Origin of the sequence: Vibrio sp. J502 (assembly GCF_025397955.1) — a bacterium.
In the GTDB taxonomy this organism is placed as follows: Bacteria; Pseudomonadota; Gammaproteobacteria; order Enterobacterales; family Vibrionaceae; genus Vibrio; species Vibrio anguillarum.
Map to the genome: position 1 here is coordinate 2,240,315 of NZ_CP104554.1, position 24,308 is coordinate 2,264,622.

The 24,308-nt window shown below is 45.1% G+C and carries 18 protein-coding genes and 1 pseudogene; 5 read left to right on the forward strand and 14 right to left on the reverse strand.

Annotation, left to right across the window (positions count from 1 at the left end):
* Positions 1-106 precede the first annotated feature (106 nt).
* From N5E84_RS10260 to N5E84_RS10285, 5 genes and pseudogenes are all read right to left on the reverse strand, one after another.
* Positions 107-793, reverse strand: coding sequence for a toll/interleukin-1 receptor domain-containing protein (locus N5E84_RS10260; RefSeq protein WP_095661234.1), 687 nt, complete (start codon positions 791-793; stop codon positions 107-109).
* 1,319 nt (positions 794-2,112) lie between these two features.
* On the reverse strand, positions 2,113-2,832 hold the full coding sequence (locus N5E84_RS10270) for a hypothetical protein (RefSeq protein WP_019283448.1): 720 nt from the start codon (positions 2,830-2,832) through the stop codon (positions 2,113-2,115).
* A 1,370-nt stretch (positions 2,833-4,202) separates the two neighbouring features.
* A pseudogene (locus tag N5E84_RS10275) lies at positions 4,203-4,956 on the reverse strand (ABC transporter permease).
* A gap of 5 nt (positions 4,957-4,961) precedes the next feature.
* Positions 4,962-5,882, reverse strand: coding sequence for an ABC transporter ATP-binding protein (locus N5E84_RS10280; RefSeq protein ID WP_029388351.1), 921 nt, complete (start codon positions 5,880-5,882; stop codon positions 4,962-4,964).
* 133 nt (positions 5,883-6,015) lie between these two features.
* Entirely contained in the window at positions 6,016-7,683 is a 1,668-nt protein-coding gene (locus tag N5E84_RS10285; RefSeq protein WP_043004678.1) for a SulP family inorganic anion transporter, read from the reverse strand.
* A 249-nt stretch (positions 7,684-7,932) separates the two neighbouring features.
* Here N5E84_RS10285 and can point away from each other — a divergent pair, with 249 nt between their 5' ends.
* Positions 7,933-8,601 carry a carbonate dehydratase gene (can, locus tag N5E84_RS10290; RefSeq protein ID WP_010319545.1) on the forward strand — a complete coding sequence of 223 codons (669 nt, stop codon included), beginning with the start codon at positions 7,933-7,935 and terminating at the stop codon, positions 8,599-8,601.
* 87 nt (positions 8,602-8,688) lie between these two features.
* Here can and hpt read toward each other — a convergent pair whose 3' ends face one another.
* Positions 8,689-9,219, reverse strand: coding sequence for a hypoxanthine phosphoribosyltransferase (gene hpt, locus N5E84_RS10295; protein WP_010319544.1), 531 nt, complete (start codon positions 9,217-9,219; stop codon positions 8,689-8,691).
* A gap of 371 nt (positions 9,220-9,590) precedes the next feature.
* Here hpt and N5E84_RS10300 point away from each other — a divergent pair, with 371 nt between their 5' ends.
* Positions 9,591-10,208: a LuxR/HapR/OpaR family quorum-sensing transcriptional regulator gene (locus tag N5E84_RS10300; protein ID WP_017043694.1), complete on the forward strand. Its 618-nt coding sequence runs from the start codon at positions 9,591-9,593 to the stop codon at positions 10,206-10,208.
* Between the two features lie 117 nt (positions 10,209-10,325).
* Here N5E84_RS10300 and lpdA read toward each other — a convergent pair whose 3' ends face one another.
* From lpdA to xerD, 7 genes are all read right to left on the reverse strand, one after another.
* Complete coding sequence (gene lpdA / locus N5E84_RS10305; protein ID WP_013857673.1) at positions 10,326-11,753, reverse strand: dihydrolipoyl dehydrogenase; 1,428 nt, start codon at positions 11,751-11,753, stop codon at positions 10,326-10,328.
* A gap of 300 nt (positions 11,754-12,053) precedes the next feature.
* Positions 12,054-13,937 carry a pyruvate dehydrogenase complex dihydrolipoyllysine-residue acetyltransferase gene (gene aceF / locus N5E84_RS10310; protein ID WP_019282813.1) on the reverse strand — a complete coding sequence of 628 codons (1,884 nt, stop codon included), beginning with the start codon at positions 13,935-13,937 and terminating at the stop codon, positions 12,054-12,056.
* 18 nt (positions 13,938-13,955) lie between these two features.
* Entirely contained in the window at positions 13,956-16,631 is a 2,676-nt protein-coding gene (gene aceE, locus N5E84_RS10315) for a pyruvate dehydrogenase (acetyl-transferring), homodimeric type (protein ID WP_019282814.1), read from the reverse strand.
* A 53-nt stretch (positions 16,632-16,684) separates the two neighbouring features.
* Positions 16,685-17,452 (reverse strand): pyruvate dehydrogenase complex transcriptional repressor PdhR, encoded by a 768-nt coding sequence (gene pdhR / locus N5E84_RS10320; RefSeq protein WP_010319539.1) that lies wholly within the window; start codon positions 17,450-17,452, stop codon positions 16,685-16,687.
* A gap of 430 nt (positions 17,453-17,882) precedes the next feature.
* On the reverse strand, positions 17,883-19,622 hold the full coding sequence (recJ, locus tag N5E84_RS10325; protein ID WP_019281898.1) for a single-stranded-DNA-specific exonuclease RecJ: 1,740 nt from the start codon (positions 19,620-19,622) through the stop codon (positions 17,883-17,885).
* 41 nt (positions 19,623-19,663) lie between these two features.
* The gene (locus N5E84_RS10330; protein ID WP_017045785.1) at positions 19,664-20,437 is read right to left on the reverse strand and encodes a thioredoxin fold domain-containing protein; all 774 of its coding nucleotides are present in this window, start codon (positions 20,435-20,437) and stop codon (positions 19,664-19,666) included.
* Between the two features lie 13 nt (positions 20,438-20,450).
* Positions 20,451-21,359 carry a site-specific tyrosine recombinase XerD gene (gene xerD, locus N5E84_RS10335; RefSeq protein WP_013857679.1) on the reverse strand — a complete coding sequence of 303 codons (909 nt, stop codon included), beginning with the start codon at positions 21,357-21,359 and terminating at the stop codon, positions 20,451-20,453.
* A gap of 152 nt (positions 21,360-21,511) precedes the next feature.
* Between xerD and fldB the strand changes: the two genes are divergently transcribed.
* The gene (gene fldB, locus N5E84_RS10340; RefSeq protein WP_013857680.1) at positions 21,512-22,030 is read left to right on the forward strand and encodes a flavodoxin FldB; all 519 of its coding nucleotides are present in this window, start codon (positions 21,512-21,514) and stop codon (positions 22,028-22,030) included.
* 21 nt (positions 22,031-22,051) lie between these two features.
* On the opposite strand, the gene ampD is transcribed toward fldB, so the two are convergent.
* Positions 22,052-22,603, reverse strand: coding sequence for a 1,6-anhydro-N-acetylmuramyl-L-alanine amidase AmpD (gene ampD / locus N5E84_RS10345; RefSeq protein ID WP_214650766.1), 552 nt, complete (start codon positions 22,601-22,603; stop codon positions 22,052-22,054).
* Positions 22,604-22,727: 124 nt separating this feature from the next.
* Between ampD and nadC the strand changes: the two genes are divergently transcribed.
* The gene (gene nadC, locus N5E84_RS10350; RefSeq protein WP_019281900.1) at positions 22,728-23,615 is read left to right on the forward strand and encodes a carboxylating nicotinate-nucleotide diphosphorylase; all 888 of its coding nucleotides are present in this window, start codon (positions 22,728-22,730) and stop codon (positions 23,613-23,615) included.
* 255 nt (positions 23,616-23,870) lie between these two features.
* Positions 23,871-24,305: a type IV pilin protein gene (locus N5E84_RS10355; RefSeq protein ID WP_050934217.1), complete on the forward strand. Its 435-nt coding sequence runs from the start codon at positions 23,871-23,873 to the stop codon at positions 24,303-24,305.
* Positions 24,306-24,308 lie beyond the last annotated feature (3 nt).

Consider the following 24,308-nt stretch of genomic DNA (forward strand, 5'->3'; position numbering starts at 1 on the left):
AGTAGTGAGCAACGCTACCACAAAACCCAACCATATCACCGTAAACACAAAACCCAACGATGGAATGAAAAATGCCATGCGTTGGGAATCTGTCTTAAACGCTTTGTTAGAGCGCTACTAACTCTGCAAGTTTACTAGCAACATTACCTATTGGATCTTCTGCTGTATCTAAACCACTTCGAGAGCCAAGTAACGGACTTACATCACGAAGATCTTCATACGTAGTATCGTGGACAATTGGCACGAGCAAGTCTGTAGAGAGTAAAGCAGATAGCTCTTTGTCTGCGACACCCTCTCCGGCTATGCGCTTCAAAAATGATGGAGTTACCATGACGATTCCAATTCTTGATTTAGCCAAACCTTTATCGATTTCACGCATTAAATTTGAGCCGAGCAAAACGTCTTTTTCGCTAAACCAAACTGAAACACCTTTAGCTTCGAGTAAGTCATGTAACTCCTTGGCAATTCCTTTTCGGTCATCCCAAGCATGACATAGGAACACATCACGAAGATCAGGTTTAGAAGCTCGTCTCTCTACATTTTTTCGTACTGGAGTAAGAGTTCTAATTTCAGCCGGAGTATAAACCACTGAGGAACCGGGGCTTGACCAACTAGGTCTAGGACGGCTTGAACTTGAACCACTTGAGCTGTTGCTACTGCCGCCGTACGAAGAGTATGAAGACGATGGATACGAGGAATATGAACGGTAGCTACCACGACTACTACATGCTGGGCAGTTAGCTCTAGCACTTGCTGTTCGGTGACCATTTACTGGTGCTGTACATCTTGCCATTTAACGATTTCCTAAGTATGAATTCAATCCAATGATAAACGATTGAATACAATATGAAACAACGGCAGTAAGGCGTTTCAAAGACGGTCACAAAAATACCGGTGCGCTCTAACGCCCAATTAAGTGGTGAACAACGCACTGACCAAGCCGCTGCATAACACCGTAAACACTTTACCTAACGCATAGTAAAACTGCCACGCGTTGAGAATCCACTTGAATTGCTTGTTATGTGAATTTTACCGTGAATTCAAAGTAAACCACCGTAGAAATGAATAAATTTGAATAAGTTACGTACAAAAATGATGCTTACCAAAACCTAAAATTCACAGCGATCTGAGCCAAAGAGAGCCACTTACAAAGTCGACAACAAAGAAAGCGCCCTTCCAGCAACCGCTAAATTTTTTGCGTCACCAGATTTTCAGAGCTGAATGTCAGCAAGAAAACCAGTCAAAAGGACATTTCAATTAAAGCGATTTGAAACCACCGAAACCCAACGCAAACCAGATCCAGCACTCAATTGAGGCAACCCAAGAACCTTGAAAACGATCAATCTCAGGTTGTTCAAGAATCCATTTCGACCAAGCCAACTTGCCGAAAACACGGAGCGAATTCTCAATGAAATCGTAGAGTTAGCCCTAAAAACTCATCAAACACATAACGCCCAATTAAGTGGTGAACAACGCACTGGCCAAGCCGCTGCATTGCACCGTAAAACACTTTACTCAACGCATAGTAAAACTGCCACGCGTTGAGAATCCACTTGAATTGCTTGTTATGTGAATTTTACCGTGAATTCAAAGTAAACCACCGTGGAAATGAAGAGATTTGAATAAGTTACGTACAAAAACGATGCTGACCAAAACCTAAATTTCACAGCGATCTTAGCCGAAGAAAACCACTTACAGAATCAACAACAAAGAAAGCGCCCTTTCAGCAACCGCTAAACTTTTTGCTTCACCAGACTTTCAGTGCTGAATGTCAGCAAGCAAATCAGTCAAAAATGCATTTCAATTGAAGCGATTTGAAACCGATAAAACTCAACACAAACCAGATCCAAAACTCAATTGAGGCAACCCAAGAACCTTGAAAACGATCAATCTCAGATTGTTCAAGAATCCATTTCGACCAAGCCAATTTGCCGAAAACACAGAACGAATTTTCAATGAAATCGTAGATTTAACCTCAAAAACTCATCCAACACATAACGCCCAATTAAGGTGTGAGCCACGCTACCACAGCACTCAATTTGGACACCGTAAACACTAAACTAGACCCAAACCAAAAATGCCAAGCGTGGGGAATCACTCTTAAATTGTTTGTTAGCTTACCAGTTTCAAGTAACTCAAGACGATCTTGCCAAAAACAGAAACCTTGTATCCTGCATTTTTAGCAAACATCGATTGATGCCTCATGAATAAGCCTGAAACAGTAAGAAGTTCTAGCTGAGTATCAACATTGAAGTCCCTACTCCAGAAGCTAAACGAATTATCAGCTTCAAATTTTGCGCTAAGATCCTGAAATACTGAGTCGTTCCAAATAGCAGTTTCAGATGACTTTAACCCGCCAGAAGAAAACTCTCTCCTTTCAGGTTGCATAGAGGCTACAATAACAAATAACTTTCGCTGCTCGTCACTTAACTCACTGACTTTCCGCATTACCCATGCTTTTTGGTTATCATCTGTGAATTGATACATAGAGCTAACAGCATACAAATTTGAAATAGCCTCCACTTTTTCTTGTGAGTCTTCATACTCAATTAGAGTAATTAACTCCTTGAAAAGGTTTACCGCTTCTCCAGTCGAAAACCAATCAAGATTAATTGTACTTTGCTCTAAGTGACTATACTTTTCCTCAAGAGCTGTAATTGTAGCTTCTATGTTTCTAGTACGGATTTCATCTGACTTATCAAATATAAGATGGTCTAACGCACCACCGACAACAGGAATAGCAGATACTCCTGCTCGAAAAAATGAGCCTGTATTGGGGACATATTTTGAATCTTTTGCCTTTTCAGCAATCTCTGTAATTTTATCTTTCATCGTCATACTTACTCTGGTTAGCTAACGCCCAATTAAGTGGTGAACAACGCACTGGCCAAGCCGCTGCATTGCACTGTAAAGCACTTTACCTGACGCATAGTAAAACTGCCACGCGTTGAGAATCCACTTGAATTGCTTGTTATGTGAATTTTACCGTGAATTCAAAGTAAACCACCGTAGAAATAAAGAGATTTGAATAAGTTACGTACAAAGACGATGCTGACCAAACCCTAAATTTCACAGCGATCTTAGCCAAAGAGAGCCACTTACAGAATCAACAACAAAGAAAGCGCCCTTTCAGCCACAGCCAAACCTTTTGCGTCACCAGATTTTCAGAGCTAAATTTCAGAAAGTGAATCAGTCAAAAATGCATTTCAATTGAAGCGATTTGAAACCACCGAAACCCAACAAAAACCAGATCCGAAACTTAATTGAGGCAACCCAAGAATCTTAAAAACGATCAATCTCAAGTTGTTTAAGAATCCATTTCGACCAAGCCAACTTGCCGAAAACACAGAACGAATTATCAATGAAATCGTAGAGTTAACCTCAAAAACTCATCCAACACATAACGCTTTCTAGACGGCTTTCAGCCGCTTTTCATACTACTATCATGCAATCTTTCTAAATACAGTTCAATTGATAATCAATAGGTTAATGAGATGAATTGAGCATTAGATTGCAAAATGACGCATAGTTTTTAAAAAGTTTAGGTCGACATTCCCTCAGATAACTACAGGTAAGGCAAACGTACAGTCACAGATTATGAGTAAACTTTCGAGCTGAGAAGGAATGGGGCAGAAATGAGTTTGGCAACATCGCCTCTGTTTGTCGCCTCTGTTAGATTCCAATCAGCACAGAAAGCACTACCTCTATAAGAACTATGCTTTAGTTCAGTTCACCCTTACAACCGTAGATATTAACCATTAAGACAGACGTTACACTTTCAAGGATGCATAACAATATAGTTTGATCATTTTTGAGGTTCGTTACTACTACTGAGATTAATGAAATGATAATAAATAGAGATTAATTTCTAGCTCATTTTTGGACAAAAACTGTTTCAGCAAACCACGTCGATCATCATAAATGGCTTACTCTCAACGCTCACAAAACTAATTCCCTCCCCTTCAAGGGGAGGGTTAGGGTGGGGTGAACCCCCTCCTAGCCTCCCCCTAAAAGGGGGGAGGAACAGAACCGTTATGAGCTTCTACTTTAAAGCATTAAGTGGCAAAAATTGTTTTAGCAAACCACATCTATCATCATAAATGGCTTACTCTCAACGCTCACAAAACTAATCCCTCCCCTTCAAGGGGAGGGTTAGGGTGGGGTGACCCCTCCTAGCCTCCCCCTAAAAGGGGGAGGAACTATTAAGTCCTTAACCCGATACCACGCGAAACCAGATAATGCGCAACCCCATACAGCGCCACTACAAAAATACCAAGCACACTGAACGAGGTAACAATTCCCACATCCGACACACCAAGAAAACCGTAGCGGAAGGCATTAACCATGTAGACGATTGGGTTGATTTTCGATACCGAATAGGTTGATCGAATAAAACACCCCACCTAAGTAGGTTAATGGCGTCAATACAAAGGTAGGAATAATCGAAATGTCATCAAAGGTTTTAGCAAAAATGGCGTTAATCATGCCACCTAAAGCGAACACAACAGAGGTGAGAAAAACCGTCGCCACAATAATCCCCCAATGATCGACCTTGAGATCAACAAAGAACAGCGACACAAGGGTCACTATCGTACCCACCAGCAAGCCACGCACTACCCCGCCCATCACAAATCCGGCGATAATGACGTAGTTAGGTACAGGTGCAACTAACAACTCTTCGATGTTTTTCTGAAACTTCGCACTAAAGAAAGAAGAGGCGACGTTCGAGTATGAGTTAGTGATCACCGACATCATGATTAAGCCCGGGACAATATATTCCATATAGCTAAAGCCGTTCATCTGGCCAATACGCGAACCAATTAGGTTGCCAAAAATAATGAAATAGAGCGTCATGGTGATGGCTGGCGGTACTAAGTTTTGCACCCAAATACGCGTAAAACGGTTGATTTCTTTAGTCAGCAAACTGCAAAAAGCCGTCCAATATAAACGATACATCATGATTATCCTCGGCTTTGCTGTTGAACAATGCTGACAAACAGCTCTTCAAGGCGGTTCGCTTTGTTACGCATCGAAAGCACCGTAATTCCCTGTTCTGTTAACTGTGAAAAGACTGAATTTAGCCCTTTCGTTTTCTCCAACTCAATTTGTAACGAACCGTTGAGCATGGTTTGCGAGATCACACCACTGAGTTGTGGCGCTGGCGGAGAATTCTCTGCGATATCTAAAATAAAGGTTTCGAGCTGTAATTTGGCCAGCAAATCCTTCATCGAGGTATTTTCAATAAGCTCACCTCGGTTAATAATGCCGATATTGCGGCACAGCATCTCCGCTTCTTCTAAATAGTGCGTGGTTAAGATAATGGTGATCCCTTGCGCGTTAATCTCAGTTAAGAACTCCCACATCGAACGGCGCAGTTCAATATCCACACCAGCGGTGGGTTCATCTAAAATCAGCAACTTAGGCTCATGCATTAAGGCTCGAGCAATCATCAAACGACGTTTCATACCACCAGAAAGATTACGTGCACGCTCTTTACGTTTTTCCCACAAATCGAGTTTTGAGAGGTACTTCTCTGCCCTCTCTTTCGCTAACGCTTTCGTCACGCCGTAATACCCAGCTTGCTGCAACACAATTTGTTCAACCGTTTCAAACTGGTTGAAGTTAAACTCCTGCGGTACTAAACCAATATGTTGCTTGGCCAGTTCAAGATCTTTGTCAATATCAAAACCAAACACTTTAACGGTGCCAGAGGTTTTATTGACCAGCGAAGAGATAATGCCAATGGTGGTTGATTTCCCTGCCCCATTGGGCCCAAGCAGTGCGTAAAAATCGCCTTTTTCAACCTGTAAACTCACCCCTTTTAGGGCCTCAAACCCACCAGCGTAAGTTTTTCGTAATTGTTCTATTTTTAATGCGTACATTCCACGGATCACTCTTTGTGATGTTAACCTATCCAATGTGCTGCTAAGGCTCGCGTTTTTCAACCCAATATTAGAAATTGATAAAATAAAAAACGCAGATCCAACGATCTGCGTAATTAATTCTTGCACAACCTTAACGATTTTGGGCTACCTGCTTAACCGCAGCATTGAGCGCTTCATAACGAAACGAAAAAGTCTGCTCGGTTGGCACCAGATCCAAAATATGAAACTTTTCCAGTTGCTGTTTGGTGTGCACATTTGGGCAAAGTAAGTAGACCGCGCAGTGGGCATCTAAGGCATCATTAATCGCGTTTTCTAAAGCAAGCCCAACCGTCACATCAATCATAGGTACATCAGTAAGATCTAAAATCATCGCTTCATAGTCACTGATGTGATTGTGCTGGCGAGCGATCGCTTTAGATACACTAAAAATCATCGGCCCTGAGAGATAAAAAAACAGCACCTTACCATTGGCTTGATCCAATAAAGCTCGTTCGCTATCAGTCAATGGCACATCGTTTTCATCAGCATCACTAATGGCTTTCACTTGGCGAGCTTGCTCGCGGCTCAAGCGTTCTATGATCAAAATATTTGAGATAAAAACGCCCAAGCCAACCGCAACAATCAAATCGACAAAGACAGTTAACAGCATCACGCCATACATGATGGCCATCCCCTGCACACTCACTTTATGCGCGCGTTGGATAAAGCTCCAATCAAGAATGTTAAAACCAACATACACCGCAATCCCTGCCAATACCGCCATTGGAATCGGTTCGGTTAAGCCTCCTGCCACCAACACCACTAAGGCTAATATTAAGGCACGAACTACACCAGACAGAGGAGAACGCGCGCCGACCTGAATATTGGTCACCGTCCCCATGGTTGCACCTGCACCCGGCAACGCACCCAATAAACCCGCGATCATATTAGCCAGCCCTTGCCCTCGCAGTTCTTTATCGGAATCATGCTCTTTACGCGTTAGAGAATCGCCAATTACCGCGGTGAGCAACGTATCAATGCAGCCGAGCGTACCGAGTACTAAAGCGTCAATCACCATGGTGGTGAACATCTCGGCATTGAAGGTTGGAATAACAAAAGAGGGTAAGCCAGCAGGGATCACACCAATACGGCGGATCTCATCTCTATCAAATAACAGTACTGAAATAAGCGTCACCCCAACTAACGCAATCAACTGAACGGGCACTTGTTTGCGATATTGAGCCGGGAGAAAAAATAAAATGCCTAAGGTTAACAAACCAAGAAAGAGCTCACTGAACTTCATCTGGCTAATGATCTCGGGCAACGCGGTTAACGTTCCCATCACTCCCCCAGCGGGAGCCGCCTGACCAAGCAGCGGTGACAACTGCAGGATAATCAAAATCACCCCAATTCCTGACATAAAGCCGGAGATCACGCTATAGGGCATTAAGGTGATGTATTTCCCGAGTTTTAAAGTGCCAAGTACAATCTGAAAAGCGCCAGCCATCATGACAACCGTGAAGCTAACTGCAAGCCCCGTTTCAGGATAACGCGACACCATGCTGGTTAAAATGGCCGTCATAATGACCGTCATTGGCCCTGTAGGTTCAGAAATTAATGTAGATGAACCACCAAACAAGGCAGCAAACAGCCCCACCAATATTGCTCCCCAAAGCCCTGCTTCTGCCCCCGCACCAGACGCCACACCAAAAGCCAAGGCAAGTGGCAGTGAAATAATCGCGGTCGTGACGCCACCAAAGACGTCACCTTTTAGGTCGATATCGGCAAAACGGCCTCTAAACACAATGCTTTTCCTCATACTCAAAATAGGTTGCCTCACTGTAGCAAATCATCATTCTAATCATTAACCATTATTTTACATGTGATTGATTCTCTGTTGACCATCCAAATAGCGATGGAAACAGTTTAATTTTTTTACAGCGAAAACTCGTCAGATGAGTGAGTGTTTTGTCATTTTATAAGAGAACGGAATTGTAACATTGTGTATAGTCAGTCCTATTCTTGCGCATTACTATGATGCGGTTGCACTATTTTTAAGGGAAGTGAGATGCCAGAACTGAAACAGCTTTTTGAAAATAACTCACGTTGGTCTGAATCGATTAAGGCTGAACGTCCTGAGTACTTTGCAAAACTCGCTCGCGGGCAAGACCCAGATTTTCTATGGATTGGTTGTTCTGATAGCCGAGTTCCGGCCGAGCGTTTAACTGGGCTTTATTCTGGTGAACTATTTGTACACCGCAACGTTGCAAACCAAGTGATTCACACTGACCTTAACTGCCTTTCTGTGGTGCAGTACGCGGTTGACGTACTGAAGGTCAAGCACATCATCATCTGCGGGCACTATGACTGCGGTGGCGTCAACGCAGCGATTGATAACCCACCGCTGGGCTTGATCAACAACTGGTTACTGCACGTGCGTGACTTATACCTTAAGCACCGTACCTACTTAGATGCAATGCCAGAACAAGATAAAGCCGACAAATTGTGCGAAATCAACGTTGCCGAGCAAGTGTATAATTTAGGTAACTCAACCGTACTGCAAAACGCATGGGAGCGCGGCCAAGATGTCGAGTTGCATGGCGTGGTCTACGGTATTGAAGATGGACGTTTGGAATACTTAGGCGTTCGCTGCGATTCACGTGAGCGAGTCAACGACACCTATCAAAAAGCGATGGAAAAAATCCTTAATTCACAGCATAAATTACTGTGTCGATAACATCGCGTGTTAATTACCGTTAAAAGCAACACCTAAAAATGCACAATGCCCACTATTTTAGTGGGCATTCTATTATCGCTGGCAAAATTACGCTTGCGGCACAACTTTACCAATGTAAGGTAGGTGACGATATTTTTGCGCGTAGTCGATACCTACGCCCACGACAAATTCATCTGGGATTTCAAAACCGATCCACTTGACCTCTACAGGTACTTCACGGCGTGAAGGCTTATCCAGTAAAGTACAAATATGAATGGATTTAGGTTCACGTAAAGACAAAATTTCTTTTACTTTATTTAGTGTATTACCCGTATCAATAATGTCTTCTACCAGCAACACATCTTTACCTTTAATGTCATCATCCAGATCTTTCAGAATGCGCACATCACGTGAGCTTTGCATCGTGTTGCCATAACTTGACGCGGTCATAAAATCGACTTGATGAACTAAGTCGATCGCGCGAGCTAAGTCTGCCATGAAGACAAATGAGCCGCGCAACAAGCCCACCAGCACCAGATCTTCACTACCTTGGTAATGTTCTGTGATTTGTTTGCCTAATTCACGAATTCGTTCCTGAACGACTTGCTCAGAAATCATCACTTCAACTGTATGTTTCATACTGTTCTCTTTTCGGGTGATGCGACACGCTACGATCATCGCAGTTTAATGATGGCGTCGCGTAACTAGCTTGGCGCGTATAGTACCACTGCCACACAGGATAGTTAAATAATTAGCAAAACTCTGGATATGATGAAATAAAGCTCCTACGCTGCCGCAGATACGCTCACCACAAATACGCCACATCAATAAAAGCTACAATAAAACACGTTGAATCTGATGGGATTTAACACGATCGCACAAAAAACAAACTCGAAACGTTGACCTCAACCATATGCAGCAGTACACTCATAAAGCTTTAAAGCAACTAACAAAATAATCATTAGAGCGAAAAGCTCAATTCAACAGTCATTGGCAAGGATTAACAACTCATGGAAACATCGATAGAAAAACGCCCCAGAACTCGCTTATCACCACAAAAACGCAAACTTCAACTGATGGAAATCGCCCTTGAAGTGTTTGCAACACGGGGAATAGGCCGAGGTGGCCACGCAGATATTGCTGAAATCGCCCAAGTTTCAGTCGCTACTGTCTTTAACTACTTTCCAACCCGAGAAGATTTAGTCGACGACGTACTCACTCATGTTGTACGTCAGTTTTCAAACTTCCTCGCAGATAATATTGATCTTGATTTGCATGCGAAAGATAACTTAACCAACATCACCACTAAGATGATTTCTCTTGTGATTGAAGATTGTCACTGGTTAAAAGTATGGTTTGAATGGAGCGCTTCAACGCGCGAAGAAGTGTGGCCACTTTTTGTCTCCACCAACCGTACTAATCAACTTTTGGTACAAAATATGTTTATCAAAGCCATTGAACGTGGCGAAGTGTGCGATCAACATGAGCCAGAACATCTTGCTACGCTCTTTCTTGGTATCTTCTACTCACTGTTTGTACAAGCAAATCGCATACAAGACGAAGCCAGCATGGGCGTACTCGTGAAAAGCTACCTCAGTATGCTCTGCATCTATAAAAAAGATCACTAGGCTTAACTTCCTAGTCTCTGAATTATGAGCATAAAAAAACCGCTGAATTCAGCGGTTTTTACTATTTAACTAACCAGCAATTTAATGAACCGGCAATTTAACGCATCAGCGTTGAGGTTACTTTTTCTTCTTCGCTTTTGCGTTTGGCAGATCAGTAATCGTGCCTTCAAATACTTCCGCAGCAAGGCCTACCGATTCATGTAACGTTGGGTGAGCATGAATCGTCAAAGCGATATCTTCTGCATCACAACCCATCTCGATAGCCAAACCGATTTCACCAAGCAGTTCGCCGCCGTTAGTACCAACGATAGCGCCACCAATCACGCGGTGAGTCTCTTTATCAAAGATAAGCTTAGTCATACCGTCAGCACAATCAGAAGCGATAGCACGGCCAGAAGCTGCCCATGGGAATGTCGCGACTTCGTAGTTAATGCCTTCTGCTTTGGCTTCTTTTTCAGTTTTACCAACCCAAGCCACTTCTGGCTCAGTGTATGCAATTGAAGGGATAACTTTAGGATCGAAGTAGTGCTTCTTACCAGAAATTACTTCTGCCGCTACGTGGCCTTCATGCACACCTTTGTGCGCCAACATTGGTTGACCAACGATATCACCGATCGCGAAGATATGAGGAACGTTAGTACGCATTTGCTTATCAACATTGATAAAGCCGCGCTCATCCACTTCAATACCTGCTTTTTCAGCATCCATCAGCTTACCGTTTGGTACGCGGCCGATAGCAACAAGAACGGCATCATAACGCTCAGCTTGCGCTGGTGCTTTTTTGCCTTCCATTGAAACGTAGATACCATCTTCTTTTGCTTCAACAGCGGTTACTTTGGTTTCAAGCATCAGGTTAAATTTGTCTTTGATACGTTTGGTGTAGACTTTAACCATGTCTTTATCCGCCGCTGGGATAAGTTGGTCAAACATCTCAACCACATCAATCTTAGAACCTAGCGAGTGGTAAACCGTCGCCATTTCTAGACCGATGATACCACCACCCATGATCAACAGTTTTCCAGGAACTTCTTTCAGTTCAAGTGCATCCGTTGAATCCCAAATGCGTGGGTCTTCATGAGGAATGAATGGCAGTTTAATTGGACGAGAACCAGCTGCAACGATGGCGTTATCAAAGTTAACCACGGTTTTGCCGTCTTCACCTTCAACTTCAATGGCGTTAGGGCCAGTAAATTTGCCGAAACCGTTCACGACAGTCACTTTGCGCATCTTCGCCATGCCGCCAAGACCGCCCGTTAACTGGTTGATAACTTTTTCTTTCCAAAGGCGGATTTTATCGATGTCCGTTTGTGGTTCACCAAACACAATACCGTGCTGGGCCAATGCTTTCGCTTCTTCGATAACTTTTGCAACGTGCAACAACGCTTTTGATGGGATACAACCCACGTTCAAACACACACCGCCAAGGGTGCTGTAGCGTTCAACAAGTACTGTTTCAAGACCTAAGTCTGCACAGCGGAATGCAGCGGAGTAACCAGCAGGACCGGCACCAAGTACGACGACTTGGGCTTTGATTTCTTTGCTCATTTTGACCTCTTGTAGTCATTATCCCTAACAGGCTGAGTGGATGTTCTCGTTGTTTTTAGTGTTTAATCCAATGAATTAAACCCATGACTGAGCCAATTACTTAAAACAAATGAATTAAAACGAATTATTTTCAGACCGCAACAGTTTACAGAGATGTTAATGGTGTGAAAAGTAAATCCATTTAGCCTGTGAGCTAGACGACAATTCGATTAAGAAAAAACCCTTCATAATCCAATTGTTCAATTATTCGTGTTAACAAGGGCGGCTTTAACGGCCGCCCTCTCTTTCACTAAACTTGGCTTACAGAACCAGACGACGAATGTCTGATAGCGCGCCATTTAGGAATGTGATGAAACGCGCACCTTCCGCACCATCAATCACACGGTGATCGTATGACAGTGATAGTGGCAGTTGTAGGCGTGGTTCGAACTCTTTACCGTTCCACACTGGCTTAAACTCAGACTTAGATACCCCAAGGATACCGACTTCTGGCGCGTTAACGATAGGCGTAAACGCTGTACCGCCGATACCACCTAAGCTAGAGATAGTGAAACAGCCACCTTGCATGTCTGCAGCGGTCAGTTTACCTGCACGGGCTTTCTTCGATACTTCAGCCAGCTCTCTTGATAGCTCATAAATACCTTTTTTGTTCACATCTTTGAAGACAGGAACAACAAGACCATTTGGCGTATCAACAGCAATACCCACGTTCACGTACTTCTTCAGAATCAAGCTTTCGCCATCTTCAGAAAGTGAAGAGTTAAACGATGGGAATGCTTCTAGTGCTTTCGCTACCGCTTTCATGATGAACACCAGTGGGGTGATCTTCATGCCAGTGTCGTTCTTCGCTTCAATCGCATTTTGCTCTTTACGGAAGTTCTCAAGCTCGGTGATATCCGCATTATCCCATTGGGTAACGTGTGGGATCATCACCCAGTTACGATGCAAGTTAGCACCAGAGATCTTCTTAATACGTGAAAGCGGTTTTACTTCTGTGTCACCAAACTTGCTGAAGTCCACTTTTGGCCAAGGTAGCAAGCCAAGCGCGGCGCCATCACCTTTACCAGAAGCCACTGCGGCAGAACCCGATTCAAGACGCTTCAGCGCTTCTTTCACGTAGTTTTGCACGTCTTCTTTTAGGATGCGGCTCTTACGGCCAGAACCTTTGACTTTCGCTAGGTTAACACCAAATTCACGCGCAATACGGCGTACAACCGGTGATGCGTGAGAGTACTCATTGTTCTCTTCAAACTCGGCAGGTGCTGCCACCGCTGATTTTACCGCTTCCGCTTTTGGCGCTGATGCGGCTGGAGCCGCTGCTTGCGCAGGGGCCGCTACGGCAACGGGCGCTGCACCGGCAACTTCAAACACCATGATAAGAGAGCCTGTTGACACTTTATCGCCAGCTGCAACTTTGATTTCTTTCACAACACCAGCAAACGGCGCAGGAACTTCCATTGATGCTTTATCGCCTTCAACGGTGATAAGAGACTGCTCTTCACTCACGGTATCGCCAACCGCCACCATGATTTCCGTCACTTCGACTTCATCACCACCGATATCCGGTACGTGGATCTCTTTTGCTGCCGAAGCGGCTGGTGCTGCAGCTACAGGTGCTGCCACTTGAGCAGAGGCTGCCGCCGGAGCGGAACCCGCCACTTCAAAGATCATCACCAGTGAGCCTGTCGATACTTTATCGCCAGCGGCCACTTTGATCTCTTTCAGTACACCAGCAAATGGAGCAGGTACTTCCATTGAGGCTTTGTCACCTTCAACCGTCAGTAGAGATTGCTCTTCTGCGATTGAATCGCCGACTGCGACCATGATTTCAGTGACTTCCACTTCATCACCGCCGATATCTGGCACGTGAACTTCTTTAAGCTCAGCGACAGCCGCGGAAGCAGGAGCCGCAACTGGTGCAGCTTCCACTGCTGGCGCTGCGACCGCTGCGCCTTCTGCTTCAAAAATCATGATAAGTGAACCGGTCGATACTTTATCGCCAGCGACTACTTTGATTTCTTTTACAATACCCGCTTGAGAAGCCGGTACTTCCATAGAAGCCTTATCACCTTCTACAGTAATAAGAGATTGCTCTTCTTCAACCTTGTCGCCAACGCTGACAAGAATCTCAGTAACTTCAACCTCATCCGCACCAATATCCGGTACATTAATTTCGATTGCCATTATTCTTTCCTACCTTAATTAAGCGTATAGCGGGTTTGTTTTTTCAGTATCGATGTTGAATTTCTTAATCGCTTCAACCACAACTGATTTCTCAACATCACCACGTTTCACTAGTTCGCTTAGCGCGGCAACCACCACGTAACCTGCGTTCACTTCGAAGTGACGACGTAGGTTTTCACGGCTATCAGAACGACCAAAACCATCAGTACCTAGTACTTTGTATGATTCAGCCGGGATAAACGCACGCGCTTGCTCAGCGTAGTTCTTCATGTAGTCAGTTGCTGCGATGGCAGGCTCGCTGCCCATTACCGTTTGAATGTAAGGTACTTGCGGCTGCGCTTCAGGGTGAAGCATGTTGTAACGCTCACATGCTTGGCCATCACGAGTAACTTCATTGAATGATGTTACTGAGTAAACATCTGAAGCCACGCCGTACTCATCACTTAAGATTTGAGCCGCTTTGCGTACTTCGTTCATGATCGTACCTGAGCTCATTAACTGAACTTTACCTTTAGAGCCAGTCGTTCCTTGTGGAGCGTAGCTTTCTAATTTGTAGATACCTTTACGAATACCTTCTTCAGCACCTTGTGGCATTGCTGGCATTGCGTAGTTCTCGTTCATCAGCGTTAGGTAGTAGAACACGTTTTCTTGATCGCCATACATGCGGCGAATACCGTCTTGCATGATGACTGCAACTTCGTAAGCAAATGTTGGATCGTAAGAAAGACAGTTAGGAACCGTCGCCGCCAATATGTGCGAGTGACCATCTTCGTGCTGTAGACCTTCACCGTTCAGCGTCGTACGACCAGCAGTAGCACCCAATAGGAAACCACGTGCTTGTTGGTCACCTGCCATCCATGCCATGTCGCCAACGCGTTGGAAACCAAACATAGAGTAATAGATGTAGAACGGAATCATTGGCAGATCGTTTGTCGAGTATGAAGTTGCAGCAGCAACCCATGAAGACATAGCACCCAGCTCGTTGATCCCTTCTTGCAGTACCTGACCTGAAGTCGCTTCTTTATAGTAAGAAACGATGTCGCGGTCTTGAGGAGTGTAGTTCTGACCGTGTGGGTTATAGATACCGATTTGACGGAACAGACCTTCCATACCGAAAGTACGTGCTTCATCTGCAATGATTGGCACAATATTTTTACCAATGCTCTTATCTTTGAGCAAAATGTTCAACGCACGGACAAACGCCATTGTGGTTGAGATTTCACGTTTTTGCTCTTCAAGCAGAGGCTTGAACTCTTCAACCGCTGGAATCACAAGTTCTTGAGTGAACTTAGGCAAGCGTTGAGGTGTGTAACCTTTTAGCGCTTTACGACGAGCGTGTAAGTATTCGTGCTCTTTCGAGCCTTCTGCCAATGTTAGGTATGGCAACTCTTTCACAGCTTCATCCGTCAGAAGATCTTGTAGACCAAGACGATCACGCAGTTGCAGCACGTGAGTCATGTCCATTTTCTTCACTTGGTGAGCGATGTTTTTACCTTCTGCCGCTTCACCCATGCCGTAACCTTTAACGGTCTTCGCCAGAATCACGGTTGGCTTGCCTTTCGTGTCTTTAGCATTAGTAAAGGCTGCGTACAGTTTAGAAGACTCGTGACCACCACGCTTCAGCGCGAAAATTTGATCGTCAGTCATATCAGCAACAAGCGCCGCTGTTTCTGGGTATTTACCAAAGAAGTGTTTACGCACGTAAGCACCATCTTTCGCTTTAAATGTTTGGTAGTCACCATCGATGGTTTCGTTCATCAACTGAAGCAGCTTACCTGTGGTGTCTTTCGCCAGTAGAGAATCCCAGTTGTTACCCCAAATCACTTTAACAACGTTCCAACCTGCGCCTTTAAATAGGCCTTCAAGTTCTTGGATGATCTTACCGTTACCCATGACAGGGCCGTCTAGACGTTGCAAGTTACAGTTAACAAGGAAACATAGGTTATCAAGCTTCTCACGAGCGGCGAATGAAATCGCACCGCGTGATTCTGGCTCATCCATTTCGCCATCACCTAGGAACGCGTATACACGCTGTTCAGAAGTGTCTTTCATGCCACGGCCATCAAGGTATTTGAGGAAACGCGCTTGATAGATTGCAGAAATTGGACCCAGACCCATAGATACGGTCGGGAATTGCCAGAATTCAGGCATCAATTTCGGGTGTGGGTAGGAAGGAATACCTTTGCCATCCACTTCTTGGCGGAAGTTGTCAAGTTGCTCAGCCGTTAGGCGGCCTTCAACGAACGCACGTGCGTAGATCCCTGGAGAGATGTGACCTTGATAATAAACCAAGTCACCGCCATCTTTTTCATTCGGCGCACGGAAGAAGTGGTTAAAACATGTTTCGTAGAACGAAGCAGAAGACTGGAATGACGCCATGTGGCCGCCAAGATCGAGGTCTTTTTTCGATGCACGTAGAACGATCATAATCGCGTTCCAACGGATGATTGAGCGAATGCGACGCTCAAGCGTTGTGTCACCTGGGTATGCTGGTTCTTGCGCAGCTGGAATGGTGTTGATGTAGTTGGTGGTAATACCGGTTGGCATATCAACACCGTCTAGACGTGCTTTATCTAGAATTTGCTCAAGTAAGAACTGAGCGCGTTCTACACCTTCTTCACGTACAACTGACTCAAGGGCGGCTAGCCATTCCTGAGTTTCCAGTGCATCTACGTCATGCTTCATGTCAGACATGGCGATCTATCCTTCTATTGGTTGGATCTATAAAACAAGCAATTCGCCGTAGGTTACGACTCATTACCCTGCTGAATTCGGCGCAACGAACGCTCACGACGAGACTCTTCTTTGGTCAAATCCAACAATGTTTCTTCGATATAAGCTAAGTGAGAATGGGACATTTCGCGCGCCTTTTCCGGCTGACCAGAAACGATCGCATCCACGATATTAGCTCGGTGTCTACTTACTTTCTCCACCACTTCATGGCGGCGGTGTAATAGTTTTAAATTCTGTAGAACATTTTGCTCAAGCAAAGGGGCAAGACTGCGGACGATATGCAAAAGCACCACGTTATGAGCAGCTTCTGTAAGCGCGACTAAAAACGCGACTACAGCAGACGCTTCTGCTTCGACCTCTTTTTTTACTTGTTGTTCACCAATTCTCGCCAAACAGGCTTGAATGCGAGCAAAATCTTCCTCAGTACCACGCAATGCTGCGAAATACGCTGAAATACCTTCCATCGCGTGACGCGATTCCAATAGATCGAGCTGGGTTTCAGAGTGGCTAGACAATAAATTTAGCAGAGGATCAGAAAAACTCTGCCAAATGTTCTCACTGACAAACGTACCTCCACCTTGACGGCGGGTTAATAAACGCTTGGCTTCGAGGCGTTGAATGGCTTCACGAATGGATGGACGAGACACCTCGAACTGTTTTGCCAGTTCTCGTTCTGGAGGCAATTGTTGCCCCGGAGAGAGTGTTCCTTCCACTATCAGCCTTTCTAACTCCTGTTCAATTACATCAGAGAGTTTTGGCTGACGAATCCTTTGATAAGCCATAATTTATTATTCTTCTACTCTTTGCAGTCAATTGGTAATACCAATTTCAAGTTGGTGCAGAAATTAACATAATTAAAACGTAGCTGTCCAGCCAAAAGTTGACCTAAATCATAGAACAGCTCACGCTTAAACACTTTGATAACAACAGTCGATTAAAACAGCAATATTATTGGTCAGACCAATTACAAAATGAATACAGATGGGGAAATGATGGGCTAGAAATGGGGAAACATTCTTTGGCTCCTCCCCCTTCTAGGGGGAGGCTGGGAGGGGGTGTAATTCGAAAAACACAATATCAATCAAAAGATATACCCCACCCTAACCCTCCCCTAATAAGGGGAGGGAATGTAAGAGCAAACATTCGTTGAGATCTCCTTTCTAGGGGAGGGAAGGTTATGTCACGCATCGAAAGAAGAGAAATATCAAGCCGTTACTTCGCTTCGAGGTGATCAATCATCAATTGCAGTGACTGATTGCCGCGAAACTCATTAATATCAAGCTTATACGCAAGACGCACCGTTTTCACCGACGCATCTGGCCAGCGTCTTAAATCGACATTAAAAGCGATACCATCGATCATAATGTTGGTTGGGTGGCCTTTGAACAGCGGTTCAAGCATCAGTTTCAAATGCTTTTCTCCCACCAGCTTTTGGTGCAATAGTTTGAACTCACCGTCAAAGAGAGGCTCAGGAAACGCCTGCCCCCATGGGCCACCGGAACGCAAGGTTTCAGCGGTGTGCATCGAGAACTCTTCAGGTGTTAACTCCCCGTCGGATAAAATCACGCCCTTGAGCGCGCTTTCATCTAACTCGCGACGTACGGCTTGATCAAACAGCTCAGCAAAACGCTCAAACGCTTTTTCGGCAATAGTTAAACCTGCCGCCATCGCGTGACCGCCAAATTTGGCGATTAAACCGGGGTTTTGTGTATCAATGCGATCCAGCACATCGCGCATGTGTAACCCAGCAACAGAGCGGCATGACCCTTTGATACTGCCATCGCCACCATCGGCAAACGCAATCACAGGGCGATGATATTTATCTTTAATACGTGAGGCTAAAATACCAATTACACCTTGGTGCCAATCGCGTTGAAACAGCACTAAACCGTGCGGCAATTCGCTATTTTCACTCAGTTGTAAGCGCTCACAAAAAGCCAGCGCTTCTTGCTTCATCCCCTCTTCAATCTCTTTGCGAGTTTGATTAAGACCATCCAGCTCACTGGCCATTCTACGCGCAGCGTGAATGTCATTGCACATTAGCAACTCAACGCCAAATGACATGTCATCCAAGCGCCCTGCCGCATTGATGCGTGGCCCTAACGCAAAGCCAAAATCCGAGGCAACTAAACGCCTCGCGTCACGTTTAGCCACTTCAATCAAAGCTTGAATACCCGGCCTTGCATGCCCGGCACGAATGCGTTGCAAACCTTGATGCACTAAAATGCGATTGTTTTCATCGAGCGGCACAACATCAGCGACAGTACCCAGTGCGACTAAGTCAATCAGCTCCATCAACTTGGGTTCACTCATGCCTTGTCGAGTAAACCAGCCGTTTTTTCGCATATGCACGCACAGCGCCATCATCAAATAGAAAGCCACCCCTACGCCGGCTAATGCCTTCGAGGGAAACGGGCAGTTAGCCAAATTGGGATTCACCATCGCATCAACCTCTGGCAACTCGTGTCCCGGTAAATGGTGATCGGTCACCAAGACGGTCAGCCCTTGCTGCTTGGCATAACGCACCCCGTCGATAGAGGAGACGCCGTTATCGACCGTCATGATCATCTGCGCGCCAAGCTCAATCGCTTGATCGACCACTTCAGGGCTTAAGCCATAACCATCTTCAAAACGGTTAGGCACGAGATAGTCCACATTGTGCGATCCCAACATTCGCAACGCCAAAACAGATAAGGCGCAACTGGTTGCGCCATCAGCATCAAAATCCCCGACGACTATGATACGCTGCTGATGCTCGATGGCGTGAAAAAGTAGTTGTACCGCTCGTTCTATGCCACCTAATTGTTGGTAGGAATGCAGTGCTTTAGCGGCCTTGTCGAGTTGTTCAAGGTTCGTGATACCACGGTTGATATAGATACGTTTAAGCAGTGTTGGAATCGTGTCAGGAAGTTGCGAAAGATCGGGGGCTGGTCTTTGTTTTATCTCAATCATAAATCAGCGGGCTCAAGAACACTCAAGCCCGACTCCTAAAGTTATTGAATCTGCTGAAGGCGTTGCAACAATTGCTCTGGTGGTAAATAACCGCCAACCATTTCGCCATTCGGTAGGAAAATCGCAGGCGTGCCGTTGATGCCTAACTCACGCCCGAGCTGATAGTGTTTGGTAATCAACTGCTTAGCTTGTTGGATGTTCTGCCCTGCTTCTGGCAATTGATGATTGGTTTTTGCCTCATTCATCGCTGCCATTTTATCATCTGCATTCCAGATAGCGGCCATCTGATCAGCTACCTGCCCCGTAACGCCTTGACGCGGGTAAGCCATGTAGCGCACGGTGATCCCTAAATCGTTATACCCTTTCATTTGACTATGCAAACGAGTGCAATAACCACAGGTAATATCAGTAAAAACAGTCACCACGTATTTTTCATTGGCGGCTTTGTATTCGATCATACTCGATTCAAACTGCGCGATCTTCGCCGCATTAACGGGCGCTTGGCGTTTGGCTAACACATCGACATAACCACCATTCTTATCTAATTCATACAAGGTTCCGGCGATAAAATGGCTCGCGTCAGGCGCAGAAAACAGCACGCCACCGGAAGTTTGCACTTCAATCACTCCCGGAATATCAGAGGCTTGAACACTCAGCACTTCCAATCCGAGTTTAGAAAAACGTTGTTCAAAAACCGTTTTATCAAGCGCAGCCGCTTGCACAGCCGTTGACGTCACTTGCTCTGTGGTTTCGGCGTTACACGCCACAGCAAAAAGTGGCAATGTAAGAAGAGTCAGTTGGCGTAATACGCTCATTAAATTCACCTTTTCAAGCCCTTGGATGGTGCTCGCTATGTAATTGTTTAAGTCGCTCAGTCGCAACATGAGTATAAATTTGCGTGGTCGATAAGTCACTATGACCGAGCAGCATTTGCACTACACGCAAATCGGCACCGTAATTGAGTAGATGCGTGGCAAAAGCATGCCTTAATACGTGTGGAGAGAGTTTTTCCACATCGATTTGTGCGATCACTGCGTAGTGTTTAATTCGGTGCCAAAAGGTTTGACGAGTCATCTGCCTTGCTCGTCGGCTGGGGAAAACCACATCCGACGTTTGTTCGCCCAGCAGAGTAGACCGCCCTTGTTCAAGAAAAGTTTCAATCCAATCAACGGCATTTTCGCCCATCGGTACAAGACGCTCTTTGCCACCTTTACCAATCACTCTTACTACGCCTTGACGTAAACTGATATTTTCCATGGTCAGTGAAACCAATTCGGTCACCCGTAGCCCTGTTGCATACAAGAGTTCCAACATCGCTCTGTCACGTAATTCTAGAGGATTATTAGTATCGGGAGCATTCAATAAATCTTCCACTTGCTGCTCGGATAAATCTTTAGGCAGACGCTGCGGCAATTTAGGGCTAATTAAGAGCGCGCTCGGATCATCGCCGCGGAGCTTCTCACGGTGAAGATATTGAAATAAACGACGAATCGCCGACAACATACGTGCCCGCGAGGTTTGCTTATAGTCTTGATCAGCGAGCCACGCTTGGTACTGCTGCAAACCAGTGACACTAATAAAGTCAAGGCGATAATTATTGTGCTGCATCCATTGCAACAATTTCGTCAGATCATTGCGATACGATGAGAGCGTGTTTTCAGCTAAACCACGCTCCATCCACATCGCATCTAAAAACTGTTCCACAACCCCTTGATCAGGAGAAATATATTCAGACACATCAAACCTCTGTGGTGAAAATCGAGTTGCTCAGGTTATGTGAGCCACTGGTTTAATACCATAAAAAAACATCATCGGCAGGATAATCGCTGCAAAGCGCGTCATTTTATGGTTAGAATTCACTATTCTTGATTTAAAACGAACACAAAATTATGAAGATCGGTCTTTTTTACGGCTCAACAACTTGTTATACCGAAATGGCAGCAGAGAAGATCCGTGCGCTCATCGGTGAGGATTTGGTGGAGATTCACAATGTGAAAGAAACGCCACTCTCTTTGATGAGCAACTATGATCTTTTAATACTGGGCATCTCAACTTGGGACTTTGGCGAAATCCAAGAAGATTGGAGCGCAATATGGGATCAAATCGGTGGCGTGTCGCTAAACGGCAAGTACGTCGCATTATTCGGCTTAGGCGATCAAGAAGGTTATGGCGAATGGTACCTCGATGCGATGGGGATGCTGCATGATGAGCTAAAACAAATTGGTGCTCAATTGATTGGCTACTGGCCCAACCAAGGCTACCATTTTGAAGCGTCAAAAGCCCTAACGAAAGATGGCCGCCACTTTGTTGGTCTCGCACTCGATGAAGATTCGCAATACGAGCAAAGCGACGAACGCATTCAATGCTGGGTTGAGCAAATTTTAGTGGAATATCACGATTCGATTTAATTCGTTGTTCGCTATTTGTTGTTAGTCATTTGTTGCCAACAAGGTTCGATAGCACCGCCAATCAAATACCAAACCGGGGTCAGTTTTGCGTAATGGCGCAATGTATTGATGCCCGGTGATGCGTTGATTGGTGATGAGCGGATAACGCCGCTGCAATGCACACGTCAAAGTCGCTAAGGCTTGATATTGCGCAGGAGTATAAGCCGTCTCATCGCTCCCTTCCAATTCAATCCCAATCGAATAATCATTGCATTTTGCACGACCAGCGAAGCTTGACTGGCCCGCATGCCAAGCTCTGGCATTAAATGGCACAAATTGCACTACTTCTCCCTCTCGCCGAATAAGGCAGTGAGCCGAGACGCGCATCTGGTGGATGGTTTGAAAAAAAGGGTGTTGATTCGGGTCAAGCGTGCCAGTGAAAAACTGCTCAATATATGGGCCGCCGAACTGGCCCGGAGGCAAGCTGATATTATGTACCACCAGCAATGAAATATCTTGCGCATCGCTTCGCTGATCATAAAACGGCGATGGCACTCGACGTGCGCTTTGATACCAACCCTTTTTATCGATCATCAGTTGACCCCTTACACTCACACAAAAATGAACCTTAGCCAGAGGAAATGCGAGATTAGTGGCTGAATTTGAGTAAAACTCAGCGTATCATTCTCACTCTGTTCAACACCATATTAGATTTGCGATGAAAAATACACACAACAGCCAACAACGCCTTGATTATCTGAAACAGCAACTCCCATTGGAAATTACTCGTGCCGTTAGCGATGCACTCAGAGAAGATCTCGGTGGCAGCTTGGATGCGACTGCTGATATCACCGCAAACCTTATTCCAGCGGATGCGCGTAATACCGCGACTCTCATCACCCGTGAACATGGCGTATTTTGTGGCCAAGCATGGGCAGAGGAAATCTTCAAACAACTTGGTGGTGAAGTGAAAATTGACTGGCATGTCCAAGATGGTGATCAAGTTAAGCCAAACCAAGTTTTGTGCACTCTTGAAGGTCCAGCTCGCGCGCTGCTGACTGGTGAACGCAATGCGATGAACTTCATTCAAACCTTGTCAGGTTGCGCCAGCATTACTGCTCAGTATGCCAAACAGCTAGAAGGCACCGAATGCCGACTACTTGATACACGCAAAACTATCCCTGGCCTGCGCAGCGCACTAAAATATGCTGTCGCGTGTGGCGGCGGCTTTAACCATCGTATTGGCGTGTTTGATGCTTATTTAATTAAAGAAAACCATATCATTGCTTGTGGCGGTATTACCCAAGCCATCAGCACCGCTAAACAGCTCAACCCCGGTAAACCCGTCGAAGTCGAAACCGAAAGCTTGCAAGAGTTAGAAGAGGCGATTCAAGCGGGTGCTGACATCATTATGCTGGATAATTTTAGTATTGAGATGATGCGCGAAGCGGTAGCAATTAACGCAGGCCGCGCGGCTTTAGAAAATTCTGGTAACGTCACATTAGAAACCATTGGCGATTACGCGCGAACCGGTGTCGATTACATCTCAGTCGGCGCGCTGACTAAGCACATTAAAGCACTCGATCTCTCAATGCGCTTTCAGTAATTAATTACATCAATTATTGGAATAAAGATCAAAAATTTCAAATAGTTAAGGAAGCCTGACGAGCTTCCTTTTTTATTGCTTGCGTATCAAAAGCAAGACGGCATTTTTAAGTCAGTCGTATTTCAGTGATTGATATATGCAACTAAACAGGTAAAAAATCCAAATCGCTCGCGCACTGCTCTTTATCTCATTCCCACCAACCCACAAGCTTCTTATGCTCTGCCTATCCTTATGCGTTCAAACGGAGCAAATCAAATAATGAACACAAATAAGAAAACGAAACAAAGTGGTTTTACCTTAATTGAATTGATGATTGTGGTGGCAATTATTGGCGTACTCTCTGCGATTGCCGTTCCTGCTTATAAAGATTACGTAACAAAAAGCGAGGTAGCTTCGACTGTTGCAACATTAAAGTCGATTATTACTCCTGCTGAATTGTACTATCAAGAGGAAGGTAGCTTTCCAGCAAATGTTACTGAACTAAATAAAGTAGGTGTCAGCCAGGGCGCGATAAAAAACGGAACTCTTTCTATTGGTACTAACGGTAAAAGTATAGAGCTTACAATCAATGGACTACCAACCGGGGCTAAAGCAATTATTACTAGAGACAGTGACCTCGGTTGGAGCTGTGCAACCTCTGGTTTCTCCACCAAATCAGCAGCAGCACCCACGGGTTGTCCACATAGTTAAAAT